This is a genomic window from Alcaligenes sp. DN25, from assembly GCF_023674485.1.
Taxonomy (GTDB): domain Bacteria; phylum Pseudomonadota; class Gammaproteobacteria; order Burkholderiales; family Burkholderiaceae_B; genus Alcaligenes; species Alcaligenes phenolicus.
This window is the reverse complement of sequence record NZ_CP098408.1, coordinates 2,980,840-3,007,648: the sequence shown is the minus strand read 5'-3', so window position 1 is coordinate 3,007,648 and position 26,809 is coordinate 2,980,840. Positions and strand designations below refer to the sequence as shown.

General features: G+C 57.7%; 21 protein-coding genes. 2 read left to right on the top strand and 19 right to left on the bottom strand.

The genetic code is table 11. The features are described 5' to 3' along the window. Nucleotides 1–6: 6 nt before the first annotated feature. The 5 genes from NBV64_RS14000 to NBV64_RS13980 form a co-directional block, all read right to left on the bottom strand. The gene (locus NBV64_RS14000; RefSeq protein ID WP_250755975.1) at nucleotides 7–3,150 is read right to left on the bottom strand and encodes a hybrid sensor histidine kinase/response regulator; all 3,144 of its coding nucleotides are present in this window, start codon (nucleotides 3,148–3,150) and stop codon (nucleotides 7–9) included. A 96-nt stretch (nucleotides 3,151–3,246) separates the two neighbouring features. Further along, complete coding sequence (locus NBV64_RS13995) at nucleotides 3,247–6,009, bottom strand: ATP-binding protein (RefSeq protein ID WP_250755974.1); 2,763 nt, start codon at nucleotides 6,007–6,009, stop codon at nucleotides 3,247–3,249. A gap of 26 nt (nucleotides 6,010–6,035) precedes the next feature. Further along, a complete protein-coding gene (locus tag NBV64_RS13990; protein WP_250755973.1) occupies nucleotides 6,036–8,711 on the bottom strand; it encodes a fimbria/pilus outer membrane usher protein in 2,676 nt (891 codons plus the stop codon). 129 nt (nucleotides 8,712–8,840) lie between these two features. Further along, nucleotides 8,841–9,596 (bottom strand): fimbrial biogenesis chaperone, encoded by a 756-nt coding sequence (locus NBV64_RS13985; RefSeq protein ID WP_250755972.1) that lies wholly within the window; start codon nucleotides 9,594–9,596, stop codon nucleotides 8,841–8,843. A 67-nt stretch (nucleotides 9,597–9,663) separates the two neighbouring features. Continuing rightward, on the bottom strand, nucleotides 9,664–10,227 hold the full coding sequence (locus tag NBV64_RS13980) for a fimbrial protein (protein WP_247966543.1): 564 nt from the start codon (nucleotides 10,225–10,227) through the stop codon (nucleotides 9,664–9,666). A gap of 384 nt (nucleotides 10,228–10,611) precedes the next feature. Here NBV64_RS13980 and NBV64_RS13975 point away from each other — a divergent pair, with 384 nt between their 5' ends. Beyond that, nucleotides 10,612–11,766: a fimbrial protein gene (locus NBV64_RS13975; RefSeq protein WP_250755971.1), complete on the top strand. Its 1,155-nt coding sequence runs from the start codon at nucleotides 10,612–10,614 to the stop codon at nucleotides 11,764–11,766. A 42-nt stretch (nucleotides 11,767–11,808) separates the two neighbouring features. On the opposite strand, the gene NBV64_RS13970 is transcribed toward NBV64_RS13975, so the two are convergent. From NBV64_RS13970 to hcaE, 12 genes are all read right to left on the bottom strand, one after another. After that, nucleotides 11,809–12,429 (bottom strand): hypothetical protein, encoded by a 621-nt coding sequence (locus NBV64_RS13970; protein ID WP_238441753.1) that lies wholly within the window; start codon nucleotides 12,427–12,429, stop codon nucleotides 11,809–11,811. 362 nt (nucleotides 12,430–12,791) lie between these two features. Beyond that, nucleotides 12,792–14,036, bottom strand: a complete 1,245-nt coding sequence (mhpT, locus tag NBV64_RS13965; protein ID WP_250755970.1) for a 3-(3-hydroxy-phenyl)propionate transporter MhpT — start codon at nucleotides 14,034–14,036, stop codon at nucleotides 12,792–12,794. A gap of 141 nt (nucleotides 14,037–14,177) precedes the next feature. Next, nucleotides 14,178–15,212: a 4-hydroxy-2-oxovalerate aldolase gene (gene dmpG, locus NBV64_RS13960; protein ID WP_115634055.1), complete on the bottom strand. Its 1,035-nt coding sequence runs from the start codon at nucleotides 15,210–15,212 to the stop codon at nucleotides 14,178–14,180. Between the two features lie 17 nt (nucleotides 15,213–15,229). Continuing rightward, nucleotides 15,230–16,174, bottom strand: coding sequence for an acetaldehyde dehydrogenase (acetylating) (locus tag NBV64_RS13955; RefSeq protein ID WP_250755969.1), 945 nt, complete (start codon nucleotides 16,172–16,174; stop codon nucleotides 15,230–15,232). A gap of 25 nt (nucleotides 16,175–16,199) precedes the next feature. After that, the gene (gene mhpD / locus NBV64_RS13950) at nucleotides 16,200–16,997 is read right to left on the bottom strand and encodes a 2-keto-4-pentenoate hydratase (RefSeq protein WP_115633973.1); all 798 of its coding nucleotides are present in this window, start codon (nucleotides 16,995–16,997) and stop codon (nucleotides 16,200–16,202) included. Between the two features lies 1 nt (nucleotide 16,998). Further along, nucleotides 16,999–17,853 (bottom strand): alpha/beta fold hydrolase, encoded by an 855-nt coding sequence (locus NBV64_RS13945; protein WP_250755968.1) that lies wholly within the window; start codon nucleotides 17,851–17,853, stop codon nucleotides 16,999–17,001. Nucleotides 17,854–17,885: 32 nt separating this feature from the next. After that, the gene (locus NBV64_RS13940; RefSeq protein WP_250755967.1) at nucleotides 17,886–18,833 is read right to left on the bottom strand and encodes a 3-carboxyethylcatechol 2,3-dioxygenase; all 948 of its coding nucleotides are present in this window, start codon (nucleotides 18,831–18,833) and stop codon (nucleotides 17,886–17,888) included. Nucleotides 18,834–18,847: 14 nt separating this feature from the next. After that, nucleotides 18,848–20,134: a 3-phenylpropionate/cinnamic acid dioxygenase ferredoxin--NAD(+) reductase subunit gene (hcaD, locus tag NBV64_RS13935; RefSeq protein WP_250755966.1), complete on the bottom strand. Its 1,287-nt coding sequence runs from the start codon at nucleotides 20,132–20,134 to the stop codon at nucleotides 18,848–18,850. Further along, nucleotides 20,134–20,949, bottom strand: a complete 816-nt coding sequence (gene hcaB, locus NBV64_RS13930) for a 3-phenylpropionate-dihydrodiol/cinnamic acid-dihydrodiol dehydrogenase (protein ID WP_060186371.1) — start codon at nucleotides 20,947–20,949, stop codon at nucleotides 20,134–20,136. Before hcaB ends, hcaD begins: the two co-directional genes overlap by 1 nt. After that, entirely contained in the window at nucleotides 20,946–21,266 is a 321-nt protein-coding gene (hcaC, locus tag NBV64_RS13925; RefSeq protein ID WP_060186504.1) for a 3-phenylpropionate/cinnamic acid dioxygenase ferredoxin subunit, read from the bottom strand. The genes hcaB and hcaC overlap by 4 nt, the downstream gene beginning before the upstream one ends. A gap of 28 nt (nucleotides 21,267–21,294) precedes the next feature. After that, nucleotides 21,295–21,843 carry a 3-phenylpropionate/cinnamic acid dioxygenase subunit beta gene (gene hcaF / locus NBV64_RS13920; protein WP_009459254.1) on the bottom strand — a complete coding sequence of 183 codons (549 nt, stop codon included), beginning with the start codon at nucleotides 21,841–21,843 and terminating at the stop codon, nucleotides 21,295–21,297. Continuing rightward, nucleotides 21,840–23,198, bottom strand: coding sequence for a 3-phenylpropionate/cinnamic acid dioxygenase subunit alpha (gene hcaE, locus NBV64_RS13915; RefSeq protein WP_009459253.1), 1,359 nt, complete (start codon nucleotides 23,196–23,198; stop codon nucleotides 21,840–21,842). Before hcaE ends, hcaF begins: the two co-directional genes overlap by 4 nt. Before the next feature lie 385 nt (nucleotides 23,199–23,583). Here hcaE and NBV64_RS13910 point away from each other — a divergent pair, with 385 nt between their 5' ends. Next, nucleotides 23,584–24,537 carry a LysR substrate-binding domain-containing protein gene (locus NBV64_RS13910; RefSeq protein WP_009459251.1) on the top strand — a complete coding sequence of 318 codons (954 nt, stop codon included), beginning with the start codon at nucleotides 23,584–23,586 and terminating at the stop codon, nucleotides 24,535–24,537. Between the two features lie 45 nt (nucleotides 24,538–24,582). Here NBV64_RS13910 and NBV64_RS13905 read toward each other — a convergent pair whose 3' ends face one another. Together NBV64_RS13905 and dbpA are read right to left on the bottom strand one after the other, a co-directional pair. Then, nucleotides 24,583–25,029, bottom strand: a complete 447-nt coding sequence (locus NBV64_RS13905; RefSeq protein WP_239054546.1) for an OsmC family protein — start codon at nucleotides 25,027–25,029, stop codon at nucleotides 24,583–24,585. 310 nt (nucleotides 25,030–25,339) lie between these two features. Then, nucleotides 25,340–26,740 (bottom strand): ATP-dependent RNA helicase DbpA, encoded by a 1,401-nt coding sequence (gene dbpA, locus NBV64_RS13900; RefSeq protein WP_425541740.1) that lies wholly within the window; start codon nucleotides 26,738–26,740, stop codon nucleotides 25,340–25,342. Between the last annotated feature and the right edge of the window lie 69 nt (nucleotides 26,741–26,809).

The following is a 26,809-nucleotide window of genomic DNA, read 5'->3' as shown; positions in this document are numbered from 1 at the left end:
GTTTTGCTAGACTTGTTCAATCAGCTCGCGTAGTGCCTGGCACACGGCAGCGGCTGTATGAACTTGTGTTTCAGTTTGTTGAGTATTTTGCCTGAAATTCTGTTCCAGTTCTTTCACTCTGTCCGCGATTTCATGCAGACCCATTACCACCAGAGCTCCAGCCATGCGATGCAGGACGGCCTGGCTTTGCGCCGCGTTTTGCTCTTGCAGGGCTTGTTCCAGAGTCTGTAAATCCTTGCTCATGGTGCTGCGGAAAATATCCCGATAGCGTTTGGGCACAGGTGAGGTAGCTAACGATTCCAGCAGACTGCTCAGGGTGGCCAGATTCATGGGCTTGACCAGGCATGCGTTCATGCCGCTTTGCGTACAGCGCTGGGCTTCGTCGCGCATGGCGTTGGCGGTAATGCCAATGATGGGTGCATTCATGCCTTGTGCACGCAGTTGGCGTGCCAACTCGTAGCCCGTCATATTGGGCATATTGACGTCTGTCAGTAGCAAATCATGGTTGTTGTCATCCCACAGACTCAAGGCCTCTTCGCCATCTTGAGCCAGGGTTACCTGATATCCCAAACGCTCCAGCTGTTCCCGCAAGGTCGCCTGATTGAGCGGGTTGTCTTCAGCGACCAGCACATGCAGGCCTGGGCGGCTGGGGGGCTTGATCGCTGTTTTGGCGGGTGGCGTGGACTCCAGGATTTGTGCCGGCGTGGCATGTTGTTGTGCCCGCCAGCGCTCCAGGGAACGAGCGATGCTTTCGGGACTGGTGCCATCCGCCTCGGGCAAGGTACTACTGCCATCGCGTGCCGAGACACTGAGGTAGGGGCCGAGCCAATGAGGTACCGGCTGGCTGCCGGGCATCATCACATCCAGCAAGATCTCTTCGGCCTGGCCTGTCAGAGAGTCGCTGGGCAGCAGGGCTTGTGCCTGGGCATTCCAGCGGATGAGCCAATTGCAGATTGACTCGGACAATTCGGCATGGGGTGTTCGCACATGCAGCTTCATGCCATGCAGGTTCGGGGCAGGGCGGGTTTGGGCCTCTTTGGGCTCTATGTCCAGATTCAGCGTAAAGGAGAAACTGCTGCCCAGTCCTGGTTCACTGGTTAACTGAATCTGACTGTCCATCAGTTCGGCCAGACGGGCACAGATGGACAGGCCCAAGCCTGCTCCTCGTATGGTGTGCTCGCCCGCATGGGCGACATAAAAGGGGGTAAACAGCTTGTCCTGTCGTTCGTGCTCAATGCCCACGCCACTATCAGCCACCTGAAACATTAATTGGGCTTTTCCTTGGGCAATCTGCTCAAGACGCAGTCGCACAATAATGTGACCTGCCTGAGTGAACTTGACGGCATTGCTGATCAGATTGCTCAGAATCTGACGTATGTGCAGAGGATCGCCCAGGACGCAAGAAGGGACATCCGGGTCTATATGGCAAAACAGCAGCAGGTTTTTTTGCTGAGCCATGGCGGTATAGGTGGCGGTGCAATCCTGGACCAAAGCAATCGGGTCCAGGGGCACCGACTGCACATGAGTTTGGCCCGCTTCAATCCGGCTGATATCCAGAATGTCACTGATGATCTGCAACAACTGGCGCGAGGCACCTTGAATTCGGTCTACCTGTTGATGCTGCTGGCTATTTAATTCGGTCATGGACAGCAACTCCAGGGAGCCCAAAACGCCGTACAGAGGCGTGCGAATCTCATGACTCATCGTGGCCAGGAAAGCGGACTTGGCCGTACTCGCTTCATCGGCGGCCGCGCGCGCGCGCTCCAGTTCACGCTGGATTTCTTCTTGTGCCGTCAGGTCCATCAACACACACAGCAGAACGTCCTGCTCATGGTAGCGGCTGGGTGCGCAGGCCAAATGCAGGCTGCGTCCATCTGCTAAATCTACTTTGCCTTCGGTGGCCTGCGTTCCCTGTTGCTGCAAGGTGTTCAGGGCCAAGGCTAGCGGTGCCTGTTCAGGTAATACATCCCCCGCATCCAGCCCCAGCCATTCCAGTGCCTGGGCATTGCCAAAAATAATCTGCCGCTTTTCTTTGCTGATCACGCACAGAGCTACCGGCGAGGTATCAATGATGCTGCGGTTGAAGTCCCGGCTTTCCAGCAGCGCACGTTGGGCCTGACGTGCTGGCTCCACCACACGGCGCCCGTACCAGCGGGCATAAGCCATGCCGCCCAGCAAACTCAGCAATAAAAACACGACCGTGCCCAGGGGCACCCATGTGCTGTCCAGCAACTGACTGGGGCTGATCAGGTAGCGCCCTGTCCAGGTGCCGGAGGGATCGCTCATTTGAAAGGCCAGGCCCCGCCAGCTGATGCTAAAACCATCGTGCTGCAAATCAGGGGAGTCGTTTTTACCGATCAGCAAACCTTGCTGGGTATGGTGCAGCCAGAATCGATACCCGACAGGCGCTTCGGACTGATTGAAAAATTCCCGCAGCCTGCCTTTGTCAAACAGACTCATGGCCTGGAATCGGGCCGGGTCCGCACCAGGTACGGGCAGTCCGGGCAAGGCAATCGGGATGATGCCCAGCATATGCAAGGGGTGGTCGGGCAGGGAAACCCACTTCACTGCTTGTGGACCGGGTAAAGGCGTGCTCCAGGGCTGGACGTGGTCGCGTGCTTCTTTGTGCGACGCAATAGGCAGGACCGTATCTGTGCGGGAGGATTCCAGCTCCGGAATGCTCAGGCTGTCTTCCATGTCGGGATGGAACAGGAACAGGTAGCCGGACGGAAAATAGGATCTGGCCCAAAAGGACGCAAAGCTGTCGGCCAGATCAGCCCCCAAGGTTCCGTAGGCCTCTTTGGGGGCGCGGCAGTGCTGCTCGCAAATCATGGAAAACGAGACGCTGGCTGTTGGCCGCCAGATACTCACGGAACGGCCGCTTTCTACCGGAGGAGGTTCTGGCTCCGGCCCGGCTTGCAGTTTGGCGGCATCTGCCTTGAGCTGCGCTAAAAATCGTTCCTGTTCGTGGATATAGGCCACCGTCACGGCGAAATCGGATTTCAGACGATGGCGCTCTTGGCTGAAAAAATGCTGGCCGCCTACGACCAGAGCGCCCAGCAAAACGAAGGAGACAGGAATAACGCTAAGCAATAGTCGCGTGTGTCCACGCGAGCGCCGCGTCATACGATTAAAAGGTGAGTTGGCCATGGTTCTCCGTGAGGTCGCCGATTTGGGCAATTCCTGCCGTATCATACCGCCCTGCGCCGCGGTAGCGACGTAGCATTTGTGGCGGGTCGGGCTGGTTTAGAGGGTCGGAGGCTGCAGGCTATCGCGCAAGGCGGCCATGGGCAGAGGTTTGATCAGCAGGGCATCCATGCCTGCGGCTGACCATTCTTTGTCTTTATCCAAAATGGCATTGGCGGTAATGCCAATAATGCGTCCCTGGTAGCCTTCCGCACGCAGGGCGCGGGCCAGAGAGTAGCCGTCCATGCCGGGCATGAACAGGTCTGTAAACACAATATCAAATTGATCTTTGTTTGCCAGTGTCAAGGCGGCTTCGCCGCTGGCTTCCAGATGAGTCGTGCAGCCCAGTAAAGTCAATTGCTCCTGAAGAATTTGCCGGTTAACCGGGTTGTCGTCCACGACCAGTACACGTTGGGGGCGTACGGAGGGTTTTAATGTCTCTTTGGTCGGCTGAGGCGCGCAATCGAGCGCTTGAGCCTGCTGCACCGCTTGCATGATGTGTTTCATGGCGGTCGAGGCAGTGTAGAAGCAGTCGGGATTATCGGCTTGAGGGGGTTGGGTCTGGGTATTGGGTTGAACCATGACCTGGCGGCCAGTCCACTCAGGTGTACTGGTGGCAAAAGACGGCCAGCTATGCACCAGCACAGCCCCCGGTTTGGCGACTTGCCCGGTGTAGGGCAGGGCATAGGCACCCCAATGACGGAGCCATTTGCTGACGTTGGAAACGATTTCCGGGATGTCTCCAGTTACATAAACGGGGCGGAACGCCAATTGGGACTCGGGAGCCGGAGCTGTGCCGGGCGGGGAGGCCACAGGCAGAATCACTTCAAACGTGATACTGGTGCCCAGGCCCGGTTCACTGACCACAGACAGAGAGCCGCCCATCAGGCTGGCCAGGCGCTGACAAATGGGCAAGCCCAGACCCGTGCCAGGCTGCTTGTTGGCGCTGCCTTCGTTAAGGCTGAAATAGGGCAGGAACAGTTTGGGCAGAACCTCTGCACTGATGCCCTGTCCGGAGTCCGTAATCTGAAAGCGCAGTAACAGGCGGTTGCCCGGCTGGGGTTCAGTATGCAGACGCAGCACCACATGGCCAGAAGTGGTGAACTTGATGGCATTGCTGATCAGGTTGCTCAGAATCTGGCGAATCTTCAGGGGATCACCAATAGTGGGAACCAGGGCCCTGACAGGGGTGATGGAATACAGTAGCAAGCCCTTGTTTTGTGCGGTTGCAGCAAACGCTGCAATAGTTTCATCCACCTGCTCCTGCGCACAGAATTCGCGCGGTTCCAGGGTGACGTGCCCCGCTTCAATACGAGACAGGTCCAGCGATTCACCCACTACCCGGAACAGTGTTTCGGCCGAGCGGCGCAAGGTGTCCAGATAGGGCGAAGGGTGTTGCTGCTTTTCGGACAGAGACAGGAGCTCCAGCGTCCCTAGAATTCCGTACAGGGGCGTGCGGATTTCATGACTCATGGTGGTCAGGAATTGAGTTTTGGCGATGTTGGCGTTCTCGGCCAGTTGGCGGGAGTGACGCAGGGCAGCCTCTTCGGCTTTTTCAGCGGTGACGTCAATAATGGAGCATAGAGCCGCGGGCTGTCCGCGGTAATGCAAGCTGATGGCATGGACACGTACACTGCGCCCGTCCTTCAGGGTAACGTCGGTGCATGTGCTGGGCTCATGCTCACCGGGTAAGCGCGTACGCCATTGATCATCACCTTGCATCCAGGTGCGTGCCTGCAGGTTTTCTTGAAAAACCACTTCACCTTGAGCGTCGACCAGGGCCAGGCCGACAGGAGCCATGGCAACCAGCTTGCGATTCAAGGACACGCTATCGACCAGGCTTTGTTGCTGCTGGCGCGCAGGTAGCAACAAGCGCCTCCGTATCAGGCAAGCGCCGACCAGAACAACGGTGGTAAAGACGGTGAGGGTCAGCAAGGCCGTGATCAAGGCATTGCGGCCATCGTGCAATAACTGTTTGGTGGGCAGGGCGTAGAGTACGCGCAGGCCGCCCGTCCCAATGGATTTGCTCAGGATGATATGTTTGGGCCAGCCTTTGCCGTCAAAACCAAAGTAGTCTTGCTGAACCCAGCGCAACTCGGACGCATCAGGCGGGGAGCTGCTGTACAAAACAGCTTGCCCGCGTATATCGAACAAAATGTATTCCGTGCCAGGTGGTGGTGGCGTCAAGGTCAGGGCGCGGTCGATATTGTTCAGTTCAAGACCCAACCAGGCTCCCTGACGGTTTTCTCTGTCTATAGGGGTGTAAGCCACCAACTGCGAGAAAGAGTCATTGTCCTGGTGTAGCCAGAGTACGGGAACTTGACGGGCGTGAGGCTGTTTATTGATGGTGTTCAGGCGTGTGGCTAGCGCATTCGCCTGTGGTTCCCAGAACCGGCCCTGGCCGTCGCGCTCCAGACGGTAGTCTCGGGCAGGATCCAGCTCGCTGTATCGCAAGGTGCCTGTGCGATGGATGGCATTCCAATGGCGGCGCGTCAGTAAAAAGACGTAGTGATCGGCTGAGCCATTGTTCGGGGTGTCGAGCGTTTCCAGGTTTTGTCTATTGGACGAGAGCTGCACGGTGTCGGGAGAAACCGCTGCTGCGGCCACGGCGCGCAGCAGGACCTCACGCTGGTCAAAAAATAATTGGGCGTGGTCGGCAGCACCGTTCAGTTGCCGACGGTACTCGGAAATCAGGTGCGTAGCCGATGCATACAGATATGCCCCGGTGCCCAAGGAGGCACACAGGATAAGGATTAAGGACAAGGCACCCAGCAAGACGCTGGGAAAGCGAGGAACCTGCATGCAGGGCAGGTTCTCTCGCATGGGGCTGCCTCTTAGCTGAACGGGCCTCATACTGTTCCGTCCTGGCTTGCGCCTTGGTTGGCCAGATCGCCGGGCAGCATGGGATCGGGTTCACGCTTGACACAGTTCAGGCGAAGCAACTGATAGTTCAGGCTTTCGGCTTGTTCGGCCAGCTCGTAGCGGGCGCGACACAGCTGACCATTACGGCTGATATCCAGATAGCCGCGCATTTGTTCAGGGGAGACCATGGTCAGGATACGGCCACGCGGGTCGGTCATGCCCAGTTGCTGGCCGGCGGCATCCCGCACCATGGCGCCAAAGGGCAACGCTGCACCTTGCTCATCGCGCAATTCAAACTGTACGCGGTAACCGACTTCGGCCTTGAAAGTAGCCAGGGCAACCGCACCGCGGGTAGGGACGATTTGCTGCACGGCGTTGTCGAATTCGGCATTGCGCGGGGCGTTGCGTGTATCCAGGCTGACGTGGTTGCTGCGGTAGGGGGTGGCATTGGGGATGATGGCGTAGCCGTTCGAGCCGGTCTTGACACCTGCGTGGCTGGATACGCCTACCCCGGCTACAGGCGGCTCTACTTTGGCCAGCATGATGGTCTCGCCCAGCGCCTGCCCCAGGTTTACCCCACCGCTATGCGCGACAAGCGAACCATTGGCCGAGAAATTGCCGGAGCTGTGCTGACTACCATAGGAGTAGCCGGCATTCATGCGGGCAAAAGAGCTTGCTGTTCCTACGTTGACCGAGGCGCTGCTTTCACCGGCAGCACTGCGGCCACCAGCAACGGCGTAGCTGATCTCGCGCTCGGTAGGCAGCAGGCCGCTGGCACCGGCCTGGACAGCATTGCCACTATTGTCGTGGCTGACCGTGGTGAAGCTTTGCGGTGCATTTTGTCCGCTGCCCAGGGGAATGCTCAGAGTCAGCATGACCGCGTTGTCGTGCGAGCGCGAAGGACCAAAGGAAGACTGCAGGTTCCGGGTACGGGTGTACGACAGGTTGTAGTTCACCTTGCCGATATGGTTGCTGTAGCCCACCGACAAACTATTGGAGGAGTTGTTCTCCCAGTTCTTGTTGTAGGAAGCGCTCAGGTACAGATTGCCACCGCCTACAGGTTGGCTGATATTGGCATCGATGCGCTGGCGCGAGTCACGTTGACCGTACAGGCGCAAGTGCGCTGGTGCTTCTGTGGCGGTGACGTGATCGGACAGGGTGCGATAGCCACGGCTCAAGTCGTGACGCATATTGATGGACACGTTCGAGCCGGTAGCCTCGATGAACTTGTTGTAACGCAGGTTCATGCTGGTGCCCTGGGATTGCTGGCCCTGGACACGACTGGTGGAGCGGGTCGCATCCAGCGAGACCGCACCCAACTGGGTGTTCATGCCGACCCCCAGGGAATAGGCATTGAAGTCTTTGGACACCTGCACCCCGGCGGCCAGGGTGGTGTTGGCGCTGACGCCATACAGCATGGAGCCGCTGACAAAGTGGGGACGCTCCTGCATTTCGTCGTTCAGGCGCAGTTGACCGGCGGCGATGTCATAGCTCAGGCGGCCTTCACGCACCATCAAGGGCGGGGCAGAGAATGCCTGGCGCAAGATGCGACGCGAACCATCGGCTTCGATAATGGTGATTTCCAGATCACCGTTCGAGCCCGAGGGCGCCAGGTCACTGATGGCGAAAGGACCGGGGGCGACGTTGGTGGTGTAGATCACATAGCCGTTCTGGCGTACTTCGACCGTGGCATTGCTTTCGGCCGTGCCACGGATAACCGGCGCGTAGCCCTGCTCGCTGTCGGGGCGCATGGCCTCGTCCGAGAGCATCTGCACACCCATAAAGCGCACACTGTCAAACAGGGGCGAGCGGGTATACGTCTGCCCGGCCAGCAACTGGCTTTTCAGGGACACGATATCGCGCTGGGCATAAGTGTTCTGGCTGGTAAAGGAGCTGGAACGATTGGTGCCCGAGGTGTAGTAGGAGTTGTTGCGTATGCGCCAGGGGCCGATGTTCACACCCAGGCGCAGGTCTGCACTCAGGTGGTTGGTGGCGGACATGCCTTTGCTTTGATCGCGGCGTACATTGACACCGTAGTTCACAAAGGCAGCTGTCTGGCCTTCGTCCCACAAAGAAGGATCAACATAACCGCGTTTGCTGGGGCTCAGGTAGATCTGCGGGATGCTCAGCAGCAGACGCAATTGGGCACTTTCGTAGACCACCGTGGCGTCGGGCACAATTTCAGGCAGACGCAAGCAGGTGGACTCGGCCGACACGGGAGCGGGCAATTTGCTCAGATCAATCCCGATCTGCTCGAGCATCTCCTGGTCAAAGCAGGGCTCGTTTTCGTCCGTACGCGGGTTGCGTTTGAAGGTGATGTCGCGTCGTCCGGTACGCTGCTGGTTCACGTACAGGTCCACGCGCTGTACGCCTTCAGCGACGTTGCTGCTCGAGAGCAGGGTGCGCAAGTCGGCGGTGGAGGCGTTGCCTTGCAGGAAGGCCATGTTAAATGCCATGGAGTCACCGCTATCCAGAGCAGCAACTTGTACGGGCTCTGTCTTGTTTTCTTCGGGAGCGGGCACGGTAACGGAGGCGGTCGTCTGAGCCTGGGCAGCACAAGCTGCAAATACCATGCAGGGCAGCAAGGCAATCCGCAACGCGGCCAGTGGCTGGCGGCTGATGGGATGAATGCGATGGCAGAACAGATGGTTTTTTGTGAACATGACTCTGCACCCAGGGGGCGTGATTGACGATTTGAAGACGTGCAAGGGCTCCTGCTACTGGCCGGGTGCCAGTAGCCGAAAGGGTCAGACGTGAGAAGCGGGGAGTGGGCGGCGGGTCGTGCCGCCGGCTTACGGAGTGTCCGAGCTCAAGGCGCGGGCCTGAACTTTGCTTTGGCCGTTCAGGCGAACTTCATAGGGATCGGCGCTGCCGTAGTCGCTGATCGCACGAAACTGCAAGGTGTCTTGTGCGCCGGAGCGACCCAAGGGCAAGCGACGGGTCTGGCCAGGGGCAATCATGCCGGGGTCTTCCATTTCCTGGCCCTTCGCAGTGCGCAGGGTGGACATGGACACGTGGTAAGCGCTGGGGTTGTGGATCTCCAGCATAGGTGCGCCCTGAGCGTTGACCACGGACCACTGCAAATCGGCAGGGGCCTGGGCGGCCGAACCGGGCAAGCCGTCAGGACGGAAAAATAATTTGATGCGTTGGCGAATGGCTATCTGCAGCTGATTGTCACTGGGACTTTGTTGTGGGATTTCCTGGATGTTCAGCCAGAGCACGGTTTCGCGGTCACGAGGCAGGCCCTGGTCACCACCGGCATAGAGCACACGCATCACTTGCTGGCCGTTAGGGGCAACTTTGACCAGTGCAGGGGTAATGGCAAAGGGGAGTTCTGCTTGATCGTGATCGGTATTCGTTTCCAGCCAGGACTGAACCAGGATGGGCGAATTGTCGTTGCGAACCACAATGGACGCTTCTTGCTGCTTCTCGGGCAGGATCAGGCGGGTACCGCTCAAGGAGATGGATGCCTGGGCCTGGTTGCTCAACAGCGCAGCGCTCAGGGCCAGACATCCAAAAGCCAGTTTCTTGAAAGTTAAGATGGACATGGTTCATTCTCCTTGAGGGGTTAGTTCTGGCGAAAGGGATAACCCTTCGCCAGAGGTTCAGGCAGTCTTATTCGTAAGACAGCTCGTAGGCGACGGTCGCGTTGGCTTGGCCACCGACAACATCAGCAACGTCAGCACCGGCCTTGCGGGTGTAGTAGGCGGTCAGAGGAATGTTGATGGCGCCGTCAGCGTAAGGAGCTTCCAGCTTGGCGGTGCCGCTGGTGAAGTCCAGAATGGTTTGGTCGCTGACTAGCATGATCTGCACGTTCTGGGCGCCGCCAGTGACAGCAATACCCTTGCCGGAGGTCGCGGTAGGAGCCAGCTTCAGCTCAACTTTGGTGCCGGTGGCACATTCGATCTGCATATCGATGTTCTTGGAAATCGAGGTGATGCCGCCTGTAGAGGTAGCGGGCGTCGCTTCCGTGCCCAGAGTCTTGGCCGACACAGGGCCCATATCGACCAGCATGTTGGCACCGGAGCTGGAAGCACCAGGAGAACGCACGGTGCAACTGTCAGCGTTGATGCTGCCCACAAAGTTGATGTTGCCGCGGGCAGCAGTCGTGAGCTCGGCTTGGGCACCGGTAGCAGCAAAAGCGGAAAGGATAGTGAGGCCGAAAAGGATCTTTTTCATGATTGATTTGACTTCCGATTGTTGGACAAACGAAGCAACCTTGTTGTACGCCTTGGGGCGCTCTAAGGTTCCCAGGAGTGTGCTCTGTTTGGGCACAATTGAAGTTTAGGAAATCAATCGGGGAAAAGATTTAGGACTATTCTTAAAATGCAGTCCTATTAATTGAGAATGTTTTTTTTAATTGTTTTTTTCTGTCAAGTGGCTTGTTTGCTTGGTTTGCAATTCTTGACGATTAAGCTTGATTGGGTTTGAGTATCTATTAAGAGCGGAGAAATAACTCTAGGAATAATCTTAAATAATTGAATAGACCGTGCTTTTAAAATTTCATCATTAATTGGCTCCGATAGGGGCTGCAAACGAATTTTGATGAATGGGATGCGTGGTATGTGGAGCCGTATACTCAGGAAGCAGGAGTTTTCCCGCCAGCGATTCGTGTGGGCTAAAGCACTGATGCTGCCCATTGCCCTGCTTGTCGGGATGGGCCAAGTCCAGGCTCAGTCAACGAGCTGTTTCAGATCCAGAGACCTGACGGCCAGCTCAAGCTGGAGCATGGCCCCTAGCGGCACCGTCTTTAAAAATGGCGATATTGTAGGGCGTACGTCTGCCTATGCTGAGTACTACCTGCCCCTTGCTCACGGCGAAACAGTGAATGTCTATGCAAGCGGGCAGATAGCGGATAACGCTTATCAAGCAGTTCCCTTGAGTGGGATGCCAGGGTTGGGTTTGGTCGTTCGCTGGGCGGGGTACGCCTCCACTGTCTCTTTGACGCCAATCGGACCAAGTGCTCCGCAGGGAACGATTATTTCCAGTAGCCCGTGGATTTCTGTGCTACGAGCGCGAACAACGACCAGTTACACGCTGGCCCAGTTCTACAGTTTTGAACTGGTGGTTATTGATGACAAGGTATATAAAGGCGGCAAACTGACCTTTACTGAAGCCAATAAAGTCCTTGTTATGACAGCCAATCAAAAGGGCACGGCTAATGCACAGCTTTGTATTAATGGATTCGTGGACCCCATGGCGGCTTTGACCGGCACCGTGCAAGTGCCTGAGTTGCCCAAACCTGCTCTGCCCAGCTGTAAGTTCTCGACCAGTACCTTGACTCAAAATGTGGTTCTGGGACCCGTTGATCCCGGTCAGATTGTGCCTGCAGGTGCAAGTCGCTCTTCAGGTGCGTCAGGGCAAGCCCATTTCTTGATTGAGGGAACGGGGTGTACCAAAGACACCAAACTGAATATCTATTTCACCGACACCAGGGATAGTGCAACGAATAAAAATTATTTGCTCTCAAGCAACCCGGCAGTCGGGGTACGTTTGTTTCATCGCGGTGAATCTGACCCCCTGCCTTTTGGTCCTGCGCCTTCAGGCTCCTGGGTGCCGTCGCGTTATGCGCCTTCTGTAGGGCCGGCTCTGACGGATGGTGCTGTACTGTCTACCGGTTTTACCGCTCAGTATGTACGGCTTCCCAATAAAACCGAATCAGATGTCAGACCGGGGCCTTTGGAAGCGGCTGCAACTTTTGTGATTGTGTATCCCTGATACGCAGGAAGAAAAAAGCGGAGCCAAGGGGCTCCGCTTTTTTTATTTGCTGGTGGCGGGTTCCTGCCAGCGTAAATAGGCATTGCGGGTTTGGGTGGACACGGACTCCAGCACCTTTTGATGTGTCACCTTATGGCGTGCCAGCAGGCGTGCATCTGCCACTGTTCGGGATTTGCAGAACCAGTGGCAGCTGTGTTGAAACAGGTATAGCTCGGCGGACAGATGAAAGGCCCGGCTTTTTGGGTCCAGCTGTTCGGGGTTGTCCACCATATGACGCAGCCCGGCAGCATGAATCTGCAATAGCTGGCGGAAGTCGCGCGTCATGGAGGGGATGATGCGTTCGGCATAGGGCACGCAAAAGGGCAGCATGCCTACTCGGGTGTTTTCTGCTGGTTCTTTTTGCAGAAGGTCAGCCAGGGATTGAATCTGGGTGGCTACCGCGTTTTCGGTCTGGGCAAACATCTCCAACACCTGCAGTTGGCGTGAGGGGTCCTGTTCGCCAATCGCGCGGGTATAGCCTTCCGTCAGCGTTTCCATATGACGTTCCAGCTGGAAGCTGCTCAAGTGGCGACCCAGCAAGATAATGCGTCCGCGTTGATACCGTGCCCGCACAAAGTGCAGGGCTATTGCGGCGACCAGAAGAAGAATTACTGTGTCCATCATCCGTGTTTCCGTGCAGGGCCAGGCACCTTGTTGTTTTCTGCTGCAGCGCCAAGCCTGGCTATAAAAATCTCGGCTGCCAAATAGCAGCCGGCCATTGTATCCCGCCATTCTTTATTCTTGTTTTCATTCTTGTCGGGGATTGCCACCAGTGAGGCCAGGTGGATTGCATAGACGGAAATCGCTGAAGAAGGGGGCAGTCCCCCCGAGCAGCCCCCAAGCTTGAAGACGAATTCAAGCTTGGGGAACTACGTATGTGTGGGGTGCGTCCTCCAGGTAGAACGCAGCCCTTGGTGCAAGGGCTGACTATAGGAGGGCTGGTGTCCAGGTTGCAGCTGGGTTCCAAGCTGCAATTGGCTCTGTTCTCACGCTTTTCCAGCGGCTGGCAGGGCGGGGCTGTCGGATGCCCGTACTTGCTCCTGGCTGATCTGACGGACTACCAGCAGCATGCACAAGGCCGAAACAATAATGCAGGGAATTGCCGAGCTGATGACGCCAGCGGCTCCATATCCCTGGCTAAGCAACATGCCTGCAAGGGTTGGACCCAGTGTTGCGCCGATACGGCCAACGGCTGCAGCGGTGCCGACGCCAGTGGCACGTACGGAAGTAGGGTAGACAATACCGCCAAAGGCATACAAGACGCCCTGGCAACCAATCACAAACGCACCCGTCAGTGCGGCAGCCCAATACATCTGCGTCAGGCCGGATGCGGCGTTCAGGCTTAACAAACCAGCCAGAATACCGCCGTACATCAGTGCAATAACCAGGGTTTTGTGCCAGCGGTCGGTCAGATACCCTAACAAGACGGTGCCCACGGTTGCGCTGACCATGAACCAGAATTGGGCTGTGCTGCCTTGCTTGCGGCTAAAGCCCAGCTCCTGGAACAGGGAAGGAAGCCAGCTCAGCATCAGGTAGACAACCATCAGCGTGAAAAAATAGCTGACCCACAAGAGCAGGGTGCGGGTGGCCAGACCATTGCTGAACAGATCCTGGAAGCGCCCTTGAACGACAGCAGGGCTTTGTCGAGCCTGCAGGAACTCGCGTGATTCGGGCAGGAACCATACCATGACAGGAATAACCAGCAGGGGGAGCAGGCCGCCCAGATAGAAGATGTTTTTCCAGTTTTCACCAAAGTTGGAGGCAGCGACCAGTGACAGAATGGCGGCCCCAACAGGCATGCCGGCATACATCATGCCCACTGCACGGGCACGGTGTTCCGGTTTGACGGATTCGGCAGCCAGCGTAATCAGATTGGGCATGGCCGCGCCCAGACCTGCTCCAGCCAGAAAGCGGACCATCAACAGGATGGCCAGGCTATTGACCCAGGCAGTGAACAGGGTAAACAGGGCAAAGATGGCGACCGAGGCAATCAGCACGGCCTTGCGACCGTATTTATCGGCCCAGCGTCCGCCCATCAGGGAGCCGGGCAGTAGCCCCAGAATGCCCGCACTTAGAAAATAACCTTGGTAGGTTTTATTCAGACCAAACTCTGCTGCTACGCCTTTCACGGCAATACCAGCAGCCTGTATGTCCATGCCTTCGATAACGGCGATCAGAAAGCAGATCGCCACGGTGATGACCGCATGTCTGCGGCCTTGAGTATGTGTCATTGCTATGTCTCCTCGGTTGACCGGGACGTTTTTCTTGTTGCTTCTGCCCCCTGCCCGCCCCGAATTCAGGGTGCAGAAACCCGCTCACTGCGCGGCAAGGCAGCGCTGAGCGGGGGTAGAACTTTTTTTAGAGTCTCGGAATCAAGCTGTGGCGCCTTGGCGCTGCAGCAAGTCCAGCGCCACGTCCACAATCATGTCTTCCTGTCCGCCCACCATGCGGCGTTTGCCCAGCTCGACCAGAATGTCCACGACTTTCAGCCCGTACTTGTTGGCTGCGGCTTCGCTGTGGCGCAAGAAACTGCTGTAGACACCGGCGTAACCCAGGGCCAGGGTTTCACGGTCCACACGGACCGGGCGATCCTGCAGCGGGCGCACAATGTCGTCGGCGGCATCCATCAGGGTGTACAGATCGGTGCCATGGTTCCAGCCCATGCGCTCGGCAGCCGCAATAAAGACTTCCAGCGGTGCATTGCCGGCACCGGCGCCCATGCCTGCCAGGCTGGCATCAATGCGGTCGCAGCCTTCTTCAACGGCCACAATGCTGTTTGCCACGCCCAGGGACAGGTTGTGGTGGGCGTGAATGCCGGTCTGGGTTTCAGGCTTGAGTACATCCTTGAAGGCCCGGAAGCGTTCGCGCACATCGTTCATGTTCAAGGCACCGCCCGAGTCCACCACATAGCAGCAGGTTGCCCCGTAGCTTTCCATCAGCTTGGCCTGTTCGGCCAGATGCTGCGGACTGGTCATGTGGCTCATCATCAAAAAGCCGGCGGCATCCATGCCCAGCGAGCGGGCGTATTCGATGTACTGCTTGCTGACGTCCGCTTCCGTACAGTGCGTGGCAACGCGTACGATGCGTGCGCCGGCGTCGTAGGCGGCTTTCAGATCATGAATGGTGCCAATGCCCGGCAGCAGCAAGGTGGCAATCTTGGCGTGCTGCACGACCGAGGCCACTGCCTCGATCCACTCCAGATCAGAGTGCGCCCCAAAGCCGTAGTTGAAGCTGGAGCCGCACAGCCCGTCGCCGTGGGCCACTTCAATCGAGTCCACCTTGGCCTGGTCCAGGGCACGGGCAATGTCGATGGCGTTCTGCACGCTGTACTGGTGACGCACGGCGTGGCTGCCGTCGCGCAAGGTCACATCGGAAATAAAAAGCTTTTTTTGTGAGTCGTGTGCCATGTTCGTGTCCTTGCTAATCATGCGGCCTGCGTCAGCAAGCGGGTTTGTGCCAGACGCTCGGCACAGGCCAGGGCGGTGCTGGTCATGATGTCCAGATTGCCTGCGTAAGCGGGCAGATAATGGGCCGCACCTTCTACCTCGATAAAGACCGACGTTTTCAGACCGGAGCGCAAGCCCAGACCAGGTACATTGATGGGCTGGTCTTCCCGGATCAGGTCAAATTGCACTTTTTGCTTGAGGCGATAGCCGGGCACATAGGCCTGAACCTTGGCTGCCATAGCTTCAACCGATTGCTCGATTTCAGCCTCTTTGCCCGGATCCGTCAGGGTGTAGATGGTGTCGCGCATCAGGAGCGGGGGCTCGGCCGGGTTCAGCACAATAATGGCTTTGCCTACCTGTGCGCCGCCTACCACTTGCATGGCTTTGCTGGTGGTTTCCGTGAACTCGTCAATATTGGCGCGCGTGCCGGGACCGGCCGACTTGGACGAGATGGAGGCAATGATTTCCGCATAGTGCACGGGGGTGACTTGCGAGATGGCCGCGATGATGGGCACGGTGGCCTGTCCGCCGCAGGTCACCATATTGATATTAGGCGCGTCCAGATTGTCTTCCAGGTTCACCACGGGCACGGTGTACGGGCCAATGGCGGCAGGCGTCAGGTCAATCACCTTGATGCCGTGTTCTTGCAGCAGCGCATTGTGGCGGGCATGGGCCCCGGCACTGGTGGCATCGAACACAATGCGAATGTCCTGGAAGTTGGGCAGCTTCAACAGCCCTTCAATACCTTCATGGGTGGTGGGCACGCCCAGCCGTGCCGCACGGGCCAGGCCGTCCGAGCTGGGGTCGATACCGACCATGGCACCCATGCTCAGGTATTTGCTTTGGCGCAGTACCTTGATCATCAGGTCGGTGCCGATATTGCCCGAGCCAATAATGGCGACGGCAATTTTGGGGTTTGTCATGTGTGTTACTCCGAACAAAGAGGACTTAGCCTGCGCTGAAGGTGACCGATACCGAGCCTATGCCCTCGATCACGGCTTCAAAGTGATCGCCACTGGCCACCGGCGCCATGGGGCCCAGAGCGCCGGTCAGAATGACATCCCCGGCCTTGAGCGGATCACCCAGTTTGGCCAGGGTGCGGGCCAGCCAGGCGGCTGCATTAAAGGGGTGGCCCAGGCACTCGGCACCACTGCCGCTGGAGGCCGCTTCGCCGTTACGCAGCAGTGTCATGCGGGCGGCGCGCAGGTCCAGACCATCCAGGCGGCGAGCGGGTCCGCCCAGCACATACAGGCCGCTGGAGGCGTTGTCGGCCACGGTATCGACAAAGCGGATGTCCCAGTTTTCGATGCGGCTGCCCACAATTTCCAAAGAAGGCATGACCCAGCCTACGGCGGTGGCGACATCCGCAAAGCTGGTGTCGGCGTGGGGCAGGTCGCGCTCCAGAATCAGGGCGATTTCGGCCTCGATCTTGGGCTGCAATACACGCTCGAAGGGGACGGTGTCGCCATCGCCATAGGCCATGTCGGCAAACAGGGCGCCGAAGTCGGGCTGGTCCACGCCCAACTGCTTTTGCACTTTGGGGTTGGTCAGGCCGATCTTGCGGCCCGTCAGGCGGCGTCCCTGCGCTACGCCACGAGCAATATTGATACGCTGGATGTCGTAGGCGGCCTGGGCATTGTCTTCACCGATCAGAGCGCGGATCGGCTCAATGGCCTGACCGCTGTGTTCGGCCTGGCGCAGGCGGGCAGCCAGCGTGTCCAGCAGTTCAATGGATGATTCGCTCATCTCAACGCTCCAGGAAGTCCAGAACCAGCTGGTTGAACTTCTCGGCATGTTCCCATTGCGCCCAGTGGCCGCATTGGTTGTAGACGTGCAGCTCGGAGTTCGGGATACCCGCCAGCAAGCGCAGGCCGGTGTCAAAAGGAACGACACGGTCCTGACGGCCCCAGATGATCAGGGTGGGGGCGGTGATGCCGGGCAGCCGCGGGCTGAAGTCGGGGAACTGGCGCGGGTTGGCTTCCAGGGATTTCAGGAAGTTTTCCAGATGATCCTTGCGGCTGAGCATATTGTTCAGACGGGCTTGCAGCAGCTCTTCGGTCAGAACGCTGGCATCGAACACAAAGACATTGTTAAAGCGCTTCAGGTTTTCCAGCGTAGGTTCGCGGTACAGGCCGTTCAGCAGCTTGATGCCTTCGCTGGGCATGGGGGTGAACAGGCTCATGCCACCTGTGCCGCCGCCCATCAGAACCAGTTTGGCCACGCGTTCGGGCCAGGTCAGGGCAAAGGCCACCGAGCTATGTCCGCCCATGGAGTTGCCCAGCATGTGAATCTTGGCTATGCCCAACTGGTCGATGATGCTTTTGACGACACGGGCATTCAAATCCGAGCGCGAACCGCTGTTGACGATGGAGTCGCTCTTGCCCCAGCCGGGGCAGTCAATCAGCAAGACGCGATAGCCGGCCTGGGTCAGGGGCTCGATATTGCGGTTGAAGTTGGCCCAACCGGTTGCACCGGGGCCAGAGCCGTGCAGCATGACGACGGTCTGTTCGCCCTGGCCCAGATCGTTGTAGTGAATGCGCAGTTCCTTGCCTTCCTCGACCACGGTCGCGAAATGGCTGTAATCAGCTTCATTAAGACTCATGACAATCTCCTGATGTTTTGTTGTGGTGGATTTCAGTTCTTGCTGGGATGGGCGGACAAGCCGCCAAAACCGGCAATCCACTCGGGAATTTCGCGGTAGTAGCGATGGCCTGCTTCGTAAGGGCCATAGGCCGACAGCCCGGCAAAGGCGGCTACCCAGGTTTTGACTTCGTGGGCGCTGCGGCCTGCCAGGGCGGAGACCTCGTTGTTGGCGACCTCATCGAGCTGGGCATAGCGCTGCGTTTGCAGCAGATCCAGAAAGTTCTGGTCCCATTCGGGGTTAAGCGGATGCAACACCGAGGGGTCCTGGGTGAAAGCCTTGCCAGCATCAATCGTGCGTTGGGTGCGGGCGGCACGGGCTTCGGGCGACAGGGTGTAGCCTTCGCCATCCAGGGAGCGGCGCACGGGTTCGGGCGCTTCGGCGTAAACGGGCACGGGTGGCTGATGTGACAGGCCGCCGGAACCCAGCCACAGCACGCGTTTTCCGGTAGAACGGGCCCATTGACCGATGGCTTCACCCAGCAGGCGTGCACGCTTGAACGTGGGCAGGGGGGCCGCTACCGAGTTGATGAACACCGGAATAACCGGGTACTGATCCAGACTGCCTACCAGATGCTCCAGCGGATAGGCAGCACCGTGATCGACCTGCATATCGTGTGAAATCGCCACATCCACACCGCTATTGATGACATGGGTGGCGCAGTCGGTAGCCAGCTCGAAGGGCACGTTCAAGCGCCCGGCCAGACTGCCAAAATCCCCAATCGCATGGGCACCTGTGCCGATGCAAAAGCTGGGCATGACGTTATAGAAAAAACCATTGAAGTGATCGGGCGTGAACAGCACGATCAAATCCGGTTTGAAGGCGGCAATGCGCTCGCGGGCGGCTTTTTGTACCGCAAAGACTTCGTCCAGCACGGCCTGTGCCGGGTCGTGATGACCCAGCAAGGGGGTGTGCGATAAGCACTCCAGATGTGCCTGCATCCCGGTCTCCTGTTTTATGAGTGTGAAGGGGCCGCGACGCATGGAGCCGCGGCTTGTGCGGCAAGCGCAAGGCTCGCCCCCTGTTTGGCCAGATTGCGCAAGGCCTGGGTGGTATCGGCCCAGACCTCCAATGGCAAGATGGCTCTTTGTTCAATCAATTCCTTCAAGGGACGCATATCGCGACCTTGGTTGACGGTGATGGCGCCACAGATGGCACCTTCCGGGTCCAGGCCGATCAGCACAAAGGGCGTTTGCTCCAGTGAGCCACGCAGGACCCAATGAGCCGCCTGCATCTCCCCGGCGAATTGAATGTTCAGGTCGCATTGATCGGTCCAGAACCAGGAGGGAGTGGCTTTGGCGGGTTCCTGGTTCAGCATGTGGCACACAGCCATCACGGCCTGGCGGTTGGCGTTCTCCCAGGTTTCCTGCCGCTGCCAGCGGCCATCCAGCCCGATCTGAACGGTGGTGTCGCCGGCGGCATAAATGCCTGGGCAGGAACTGCGGCCATGCTCATCAATGACCACGGCGCCTTGCTCGGTATTTAGCCCGGCACTGTCAGCCAGGCAGGTGTCTATGGTGACGCCTACGCCGTAAATCAGCAGATCACCTTGCAGTGTCTTGCCGTTGCTGAGTGTCAAAGCAATTTTTTGTTCAGCTTCAAGGCTTGCATGCTCGACATGGGTGCCCAGATGAACGTGGACGCCACGCGCTTGATGGATGCCGAGCAAGTAATCGCTCAAGACTTCGGGAGCATTGCGCGACATGATGCGGGTGGCCGGGTCGATCAGCTCGACAGTTGCGCCCATGGCGACCAGGCTGGAGGCCAGCTCCAGACCAATCACGCCAGCCCCTACCAGCAGTGCATGACTACCGGGTTTGATCTGGGCGCGAATGCGATGGGCATCGTCCAGGGTGCGCAGCACATGCGATACGGAACCCAAAGCATCCAGTTCGGGCAGGCGTCGGGCCTGCGCACCGGTGGCCAGCAGCAGCGAGTCGTAGTTCAGGCTGTCACCATTGGACAGACTGACCTGACGAGCTTGAGCATCAATAGCCACAGCACGTACGCCCAGTTTCAGATCAATATTCTGTTCCTGGTAGAAACTTGCGGGGTGCAGTGTCAGTTGGGCCTGTTCGGGGTTGAGCAAGGCATCCTTGGACAGCGGTGGACGCTCATAGGGCAGATGAGGCTCATCACTGACCAGCGTGATCGAGCCTTGAAAGCCACGGCTGCGCAGTTCAGCGGCTGCTGTGGTACCGGCCTGCCCAGCTCCAATAATGAGGATATGTGGTGCTTGCATCACAGCTCCAGACCGCCAGCCACATTGCGGATGCCCCGGATACCCAGGCCCGCATCAGCATTGATCATGACGCCGGTCAGCGTCTGGTTGTTCTGGCGTGATGCCAGCAGCACAAAGGGGCCGGTAAATTCTTCTGGTTCGGGGAAGAACTGCAGGGGCAGGATGGCCTTGATTGCATCGGGCGAGCGAGAGTCCATGATGCGGGTGTCTTGCTGACCCAAAGCCTGCGGTCCGCGCAGATCGGTTTTCATGCCGCAAGGGCCCACGCCATTGACGCGTACCTTGGGGGCCAGCTCGAATGCCAGTTCACGGATCAGACCGACCGCCGCGTGCTTGCTGGCGGTGTACAAAGGGCCACCGCCTTCGGCGTAGAAGGCGGAGTTGCTCAAGGTAAAGATCATGCTGCCGCAGGATTTCACCAGCTCGGCGGCAGCCGCTTTGGCCCCAAGCAGATAGCCTTTGACGTTGATGGCAAATAGCTCATCAAAGCCTTTGTCCAATTGCTCCATGCTGGTGTTGATCAGGCGTGCGCCGTGATCCCAGACAGCCGCATTGCCGATAAAGCAGTCCAGCTTGCCAAAGCGGGCCACTGTGGCAGCGACCGCTTTTTGATTGTCGGCCGCGCTGCACACGTCCCCCTGGACGGCCAGCACCTTGCCTTCAAAGTGCTGCTCCAGCTGGGCGCATTTTTCTGCCGAACGTTCCAGCACGGCCACCTTGGCCCCTTCTTTCAAAAAGCGTTCCACCAGAGCCAGGCCCAGGCCGGAGCCGCCTCCGGTGATCAGTGCGACTTCGTTTTCAAGCCAGCCTTTCATGCCTGGGCCTCCAGATCGATATAGACCATGCCTTCGCTGATGATGACCGGATAGGTACGCAGCGCTTCCGTGGCGGGCTGGCACAGTGCCGCGCCCGTTTTCAGACAGAAGCGGGCAGCGTGCAAGGGGCACTCCACGGTGCCGTCGTCCTCGACATAGCCTTCGGACATGGACGCGTTGCCGTGGGTACAGCGGTCGTCCGTGGCGTAGAAGGTGCCAGCGATATTGAACAAGGCGATCTGGCGCTCGGGGGTGTCTATCTTCAGTGCTTCGCCATCGGCCAGCGCACCGGTTTCACATGCAGTAATGCGGGTCATATCAATCAACATCGGAAAATAAGCGGGTTCAGAACAGAACGCTTAAGTTGTGGGAGGTAATGACGACCTGATCCAGAACGATTTCGCGTTCGTACAGCTCCCAACCAAAGCGGTTGTCGCTGCGGCGCACGCAATCAATGCGTTTGCCGGCATACCAGGTCTCATCCCGTTCTTTCTGAGCGCGGTACAGGATGTAGTTGCTGCGGATCTCGTAGCCCTGGCCATCGCTCGTTGGGCGGATACGCAGATTGCTCACAAAGTGACGGGTGCGGGAAGGGGGCTCTTCCGCCCAGGCCATGCCGGTTTCCAGACGTGCGACGCGGCGCTCCAGCTGGAACTTGTTGTCGTTGAAGATCCAGGTGCTCGGTGGCTGCACACTGCGCCGACGATCGCGGGTTTGCGCATTGGTCGTGCTGCGCATGTGGTAGTGCACATCCTCGGACAGCAGGTCCAGCCAGTCACGGAACTGCCAGTCATCCAGCAGTTCGGCTTCCTGGTACAAAAAGTCGGCAATCTCGTGATGCAGCTGCATGTCGACGATGGCCGCTTGAGTCGGCTCTTGAATGACGGCGCTCATTTCACCAGCTCCTCTTCGTAGGCACGGCTGCGCTCCAGCACTTCATCCCAGGTCTCGGACACCATCAGGTCGGCCCAGTACTTGTACAGGCCACGGGCGGCGGTCTCGGAGAAGATGTAATTGGTCACACCGGGTACGCCATCGCTGCGCAGCCCTTCATTGCCCAAGCCCATTTCCATGCACAGTTGCGTGCCGCGAGCGCGTTTGCCACGCAGGATTTTCTGGATTTCAGCCCAGTTCTCGGAGTCGTCCTGTTCCAGGAAACCGGCGGGACCGAAGGCACGGGTAGCGCTGCGCTCGAAGGCGGCTTTTACATCGTCGGGGGCGGCTGCATCGGCAATGCAAAAGGCCCAGACTTCTACCTGATTGGGGCCACGGGGATGCCAGACGCGTAGTGTGGCGGTGCCGTTCAACCAGCTCAGGGTAGGGAACATATTGTTGTGACCGGCCAGGCGCAGGGCGCGGACTTCACCCAGGCGTTCGTGGGCTTCGGCATAGGTGTCGCGGAAGTACTGGGAGACTTCACCGTCCACCCACACGTTGGCGTCGGGCTGCTCGGTAAAGAAGAAGCCACTGCCATGGCCGCGCTGGCCGTACTGGACGGCGTCCTTGGCGGTTTCCCAAACCGGGCGTGCGGTTTGTCCGGCGCCCAGAGCCTTGTCCTCATCACCGGGTTTCTGGCCCAGCACTTGCACGGCAGAGGCGTGCGAGAACAGGGCGTGATACTGGTCGGAGGCAAACTGCTCGGCGGGGAATTTCCAGTTGCATTCGATGGTCCATTTCTGAACACCACCGATGATTTCAGTGCCGCCTTCGCGTCGGTCCAGAACACCGTCCAGGTACCAGGCAATGTCGCCCATGTACTCTTCCAGATCAGGCGCTGTGGCATCCCAGTTGCCAAAGACCAGGCCTTTGTATACTTTGACGCGGGTTACTTCCTGCAGGCCCCACTTTTCCTTGCACAAGCCTTGCGGATAGGCGCGTGGCTCCAGCGGTACATCCACCAGATCGCCGTTGGTGCCGTAGCTCCAGCCGTGGTAGGGACAGGTAAAGGCTTTGGTGTTGCCCGAGTCTGCATAAGACACGCGCATGGAGCGGTGTCGGCATTGGTTCAGGAAGGCCTTGATCGAGCCGTCTTTCTGACGAACCACGATGATCGGGTCCTCGCCCATATAGGTATTGAAGAAGTCTCCCGCTTTGGGAATCTGGCTGGTGTGGCACAAGAACAGCCAGGTGCGGCCAAAGATGCGCTCCAGCTCCAGCTCATAAATATCCGGGTCGGTGTAAATGGAGGGGGTGACGCGTCCATTACGTGCATCGACCAAGGCTTCGATTTTTTCAGGGTTGATTCCCATCGTTTGCTCCTCGCTATTGCAATGCGTGCTTTTGCAAAACAGGTTTTTGTCGCTAGCGGCAAAATGTAGAAGCTTGAAATGAATCCGACCAATACTTGCTTTAGATCGGGTGATCGGCAAACCCGATAAGTCCCTCTAAAACCCCTTGCTTGCATGTGGGTTTCGGTTTCAGGCCAGTATTGATGCGGCTTTGGCGACACCTAGGGTTTACGCTAGCTATGATTGCTGCGCTGCAGCATTGAAGATTGGGTCTGCTTTTCAGGGCGTGGGAGCGGCGACAATAGTGCCTAAAAGAAAGGCTTGTTTTGGTCCTCACAGCAGGCTGCGTCCAACGCTGTGCGGGTACGTTCCGGGCAGGGAACGATCAATTTGACAGGAGACAAACTTGGAGTTGCGACACTTGCGTTACTTTGTTGCAGTCGCGGAAGAGTTGAATTTCACCCGTGCTGCCGAGCGGTTGTATACCTCTCAACCCTCCTTGAGCGAGCAGATCCGAAATCTGGAAGAAGAAATCGGTTATCCCTTGCTGAACCGCACGCGCCGTAAAGTCGAATTGACCGAAGCTGGTGTGATTTTCCTGGATGACGCGCGCGAGATCCTGCACAAGGTGGAGGAGGCCGTACAGCGAGCCGGCAAGGCGGCCTCGCAGGCGCGGGAAGTGCTGACGATAGGCTTTGTGCCCGCGGCCGAGGTGCGTATCTTTCCAGCAGTGCTGCCCGCTTTTCGCGCAGCCTTTCCTCAGGTCGATGTAGTGTTGCGCAGCCTGACTTCCAATGAGCAGGAGGGAGCGCTGGCGCGTGGCGAGCTGGACCTGGGGTTCATGCGCGGCCCGGTGCGCGCCACCAATGTGTTCAGCGAAGTGGTGCTGGATGAGCCCTTGCGAGTGTATCTGCCTCAGGGGCATAGCCTGGAGGCTTATAGTCTGATCCCGCCGGCACGCCTGAATCGCTTGCCCATGATTGCGGTGGATCGTTCCTATGGCCGCTCCATGCACGATGTGCTGGCCCGCTATCTGGCTCATCATAAAGTGGTGCCCGAGCACACCTATAACTCGGCCAACCCCCTGATGAGTATTAATCTGGTCGCTGCTGGCCTGGGTTATACCTTGCTGCCTACCTACGCGGAATACTTCATGCCCAAGAATGTGGTGTCGCGCCCCTTGATCGGTGGCGGCCCGCGCTGTGAATTATTGATGGCCTATCCACGAGATACTGGCTGCATGAGCGAGGCTGCGGTCAGCCTGATAGAACGTATACGGGAGCTGGCTCGCTGGCACGGTTCGGGCCCCTCGGCTGCCAGTCATTTGAAACTGGCTCCCAGCAAAATCGCCTGTATGTAGTTGCACATACAGGCGAGGGCGTTTTTCAAAAATACGGGCTCTATCTTACTGTTTGATAATGTGGATCTCGTTTGACAGTTCAGGCGTATTTATTATTGTGTCCAGAACTGGGCAGGTTCTTTCAATGAAATTGACGAATTCTTCTATTTCTTCATCATTGTTATTGGCCTGGATATAGTATTTGCACGTAATTTTATGAAATCCCATTTTGGCCTCTTTATTGATCCCGTAGAAGCCATCTGTGTCTATTTCACCGTCCATCTCGATTTTGATGTCGATTAAGTCAATTTTTTGACTCTTTGCAAAGCTTTTTGCAGCAATGCATTTACAGGCGCCAATTGCTGAAAGCAGGGCCTCCAGGGGAGTCATCCCGCCGCTGCCATTATCTCTCTTGCCGGGTTCATCCAGAACAATGGAAAAATCCCTGGAAGTGCATTCAATCTTTAGTTGGTCTATTAACGTTGCGGTTGCAGAAAAAACGTGGTTGCTCATGGCTGTTCCTTTTGCTTATAGCTTGTTAATTGGCTAATGATTCCAGGCTTCTGTCCCTTTTTTAAAATTGGATAAGGGTGTGCTTTAGTGTGCTCCGGTGGGAGCGTGCGGCGCTTTTGGGCTTGAAAGGTAGTTTATATATTTTTTTTGGCTGCGGCATTTATTTTGAAAATTAGCTGCCTAAGCTAATAACTGCCTGGTATGGCACGAGCTGCTGCTTGCAGACTCGGCAACGGCACTGGCTATTGCTTCCAATAGGTTATGGTGCTGGCGTTGCCGGTCCTTGGTTCAGGGACTGTCGCTGTCCTATTTATTTATCTTCTACAAAGCGCATGCGAAAGCGTCGGCCTTTGATGTTGGCGTTGGCAATTCGGTCAAAGTATTGACGTGCAATCTTGCGGTCCAGCGCCACGTAGGAACGGGCATCGGTAATCGCAATCTTGCCAACCTGCTCGCCTTTCAGGCCCACATCGCGGGTCAGGGCACCAAGCAGGTCGCCGGGGCGCAGCTTGTCTTTTTTGCCACCCTGAATTTCCAGCGTCATCATGGGTGCGCGCAGCGGCTCTTTGGACTGAGGGCGCAAGCCTTTCAGATTGCTCCATTTCACTTCGCTGCCCTGGAACTCCTCGATCAACTTCACCCAGCGCTGTTCGCTGCGCGAGACCAGATTCAGGGCCAGGCCTTTCTGATCACCCCGGCCGACCCGACCCACGCGATGGATATGCACTTCGCTGTCTTTGGTGACGTCTACGTTGATGACGGCCCCCAGATTCTGAATGTCCAAACCGCGTGACGCCACATCGGTCGCGACCAGCACGGCACAGCTCTGGTTGGAGAACTGCACCAGAATCTCGTCGCGATCACGTTGTTCCAGGTCGCCGGTCAGAGCCAGGGCCTGGATGCCTTCGGATTGCAGTTCTTCCACCACTTCCTGGCAACGCATCTTGGTGTTGCAGAAAATCAGGGTAGAGGCGGGGCGGAAGTGCTCCAGCAGGGTCACCACGGCAGATAGACGTTGCTCAGGATGAACTTCATAAAAGATCTGTTCGATCTGGCTGGCATCGTGCAGCGCTTCCACTTTGACTTCTGCAGGGTTTTTCAGAAAGCGGGCGCTGAGCTTGCGGATATTTTCCGGATAAGTGGCCGAGAACAGCAGGGTTTGACGGCGTGGTGGGCAGTGCGAGGCAATGGCCACGATGTCATCGTGAAAGCCCATATCCACCATGCGGTCGGCTTCGTCCAGGACCAATGTTTTCAGGGCGGACAAGTCCAGATTGCCGCGCTCCAGATGGTCCTGAATACGGCCCGGCGTTCCCACCACCACGTGCGCACCGTTGCGCAAGGCTTCGGTTTGCGGACGTGAAGGCACACCACCGCACAAAGTCAGCATGCGCACGTTAGGAATCTGGCGGGCCAGACGACGCAGTTCCGTGGTGACCTGATCGGCCAGCTCGCGCGTGGGGCAGATCACCAGGGCTTGCGGAGTCAGCTTGCTGGGGTTGAGGGTTTGCAACAGACCCAGGCCAAACGCGGCGGTTTTGCCGCTGCCGGTCTTGGCTTGGGCGATCAGGTCGCGGCCTTGCAGAATCAAGGGCAGGCTTTGTTCCTGAATGGTCGTCATTTTTTCAAAACCCAGGCTATCCAGGGTTTCAAGCAAGGCAGGCAGAAGGGGGAGGGTACTGAAAGAGGTATGGGGCACGATGGGTGACATCAAAAAGGACTGCAAAATAAAGGATTTAGCGACAGTTTACCGTTTGCGGGCCGATCGCTGGGAAATAGA

Coding starts and splice junctions, on each gene's coding strand:
- NBV64_RS14000 (WP_250755975.1), bottom strand. CDS start 3,150: ATGGCCAACTCACCTTTTAATCGTATGACGCGGCGCTCGCGTGGACAC.
- NBV64_RS13995 (WP_250755974.1), bottom strand. CDS start 6,009: ATGCGAGAGAACCTGCCCTGCATGCAGGTTCCTCGCTTTCCCAGCGTC.
- NBV64_RS13990 (WP_250755973.1), bottom strand. CDS start 8,711: ATGTTCACAAAAAACCATCTGTTCTGCCATCGCATTCATCCCATCAGC.
- NBV64_RS13985 (WP_250755972.1), bottom strand. CDS start 9,596: ATGTCCATCTTAACTTTCAAGAAACTGGCTTTTGGATGTCTGGCCCTG.
- NBV64_RS13980 (WP_247966543.1), bottom strand. CDS start 10,227: ATGAAAAAGATCCTTTTCGGCCTCACTATCCTTTCCGCTTTTGCTGCT.
- NBV64_RS13975 (WP_250755971.1), top strand. CDS start 10,612: ATGTGGAGCCGTATACTCAGGAAGCAGGAGTTTTCCCGCCAGCGATTC.
- NBV64_RS13970 (WP_238441753.1), bottom strand. CDS start 12,429: ATGATGGACACAGTAATTCTTCTTCTGGTCGCCGCAATAGCCCTGCAC.
- mhpT (WP_250755970.1), bottom strand. CDS start 14,036: ATGACACATACTCAAGGCCGCAGACATGCGGTCATCACCGTGGCGATC.
- dmpG (WP_115634055.1), bottom strand. CDS start 15,212: ATGGCACACGACTCACAAAAAAAGCTTTTTATTTCCGATGTGACCTTG.
- NBV64_RS13955 (WP_250755969.1), bottom strand. CDS start 16,174: ATGACAAACCCCAAAATTGCCGTCGCCATTATTGGCTCGGGCAATATC.
- mhpD (WP_115633973.1), bottom strand. CDS start 16,997: ATGAGCGAATCATCCATTGAACTGCTGGACACGCTGGCTGCCCGCCTG.
- NBV64_RS13945 (WP_250755968.1), bottom strand. CDS start 17,853: ATGAGTCTTAATGAAGCTGATTACAGCCATTTCGCGACCGTGGTCGAG.
- NBV64_RS13940 (WP_250755967.1), bottom strand. CDS start 18,833: ATGCAGGCACATCTGGAGTGCTTATCGCACACCCCCTTGCTGGGTCAT.
- hcaD (WP_250755966.1), bottom strand. CDS start 20,134: ATGCAAGCACCACATATCCTCATTATTGGAGCTGGGCAGGCCGGTACC.
- hcaB (WP_060186371.1), bottom strand. CDS start 20,949: ATGAAAGGCTGGCTTGAAAACGAAGTCGCACTGATCACCGGAGGCGGC.
- hcaC (WP_060186504.1), bottom strand. CDS start 21,266: ATGACCCGCATTACTGCATGTGAAACCGGTGCGCTGGCCGATGGCGAA.
- hcaF (WP_009459254.1), bottom strand. CDS start 21,843: ATGAGCGCCGTCATTCAAGAGCCGACTCAAGCGGCCATCGTCGACATG.
- hcaE (WP_009459253.1), bottom strand. CDS start 23,198: ATGGGAATCAACCCTGAAAAAATCGAAGCCTTGGTCGATGCACGTAAT.
- NBV64_RS13905 (WP_239054546.1), bottom strand. CDS start 25,029: ATGAGCAACCACGTTTTTTCTGCAACCGCAACGTTAATAGACCAACTA.
- dbpA (WP_425541740.1), bottom strand. CDS start 26,740: ATGTCACCCATCGTGCCCCATACCTCTTTCAGTACCCTCCCCCTTCTG.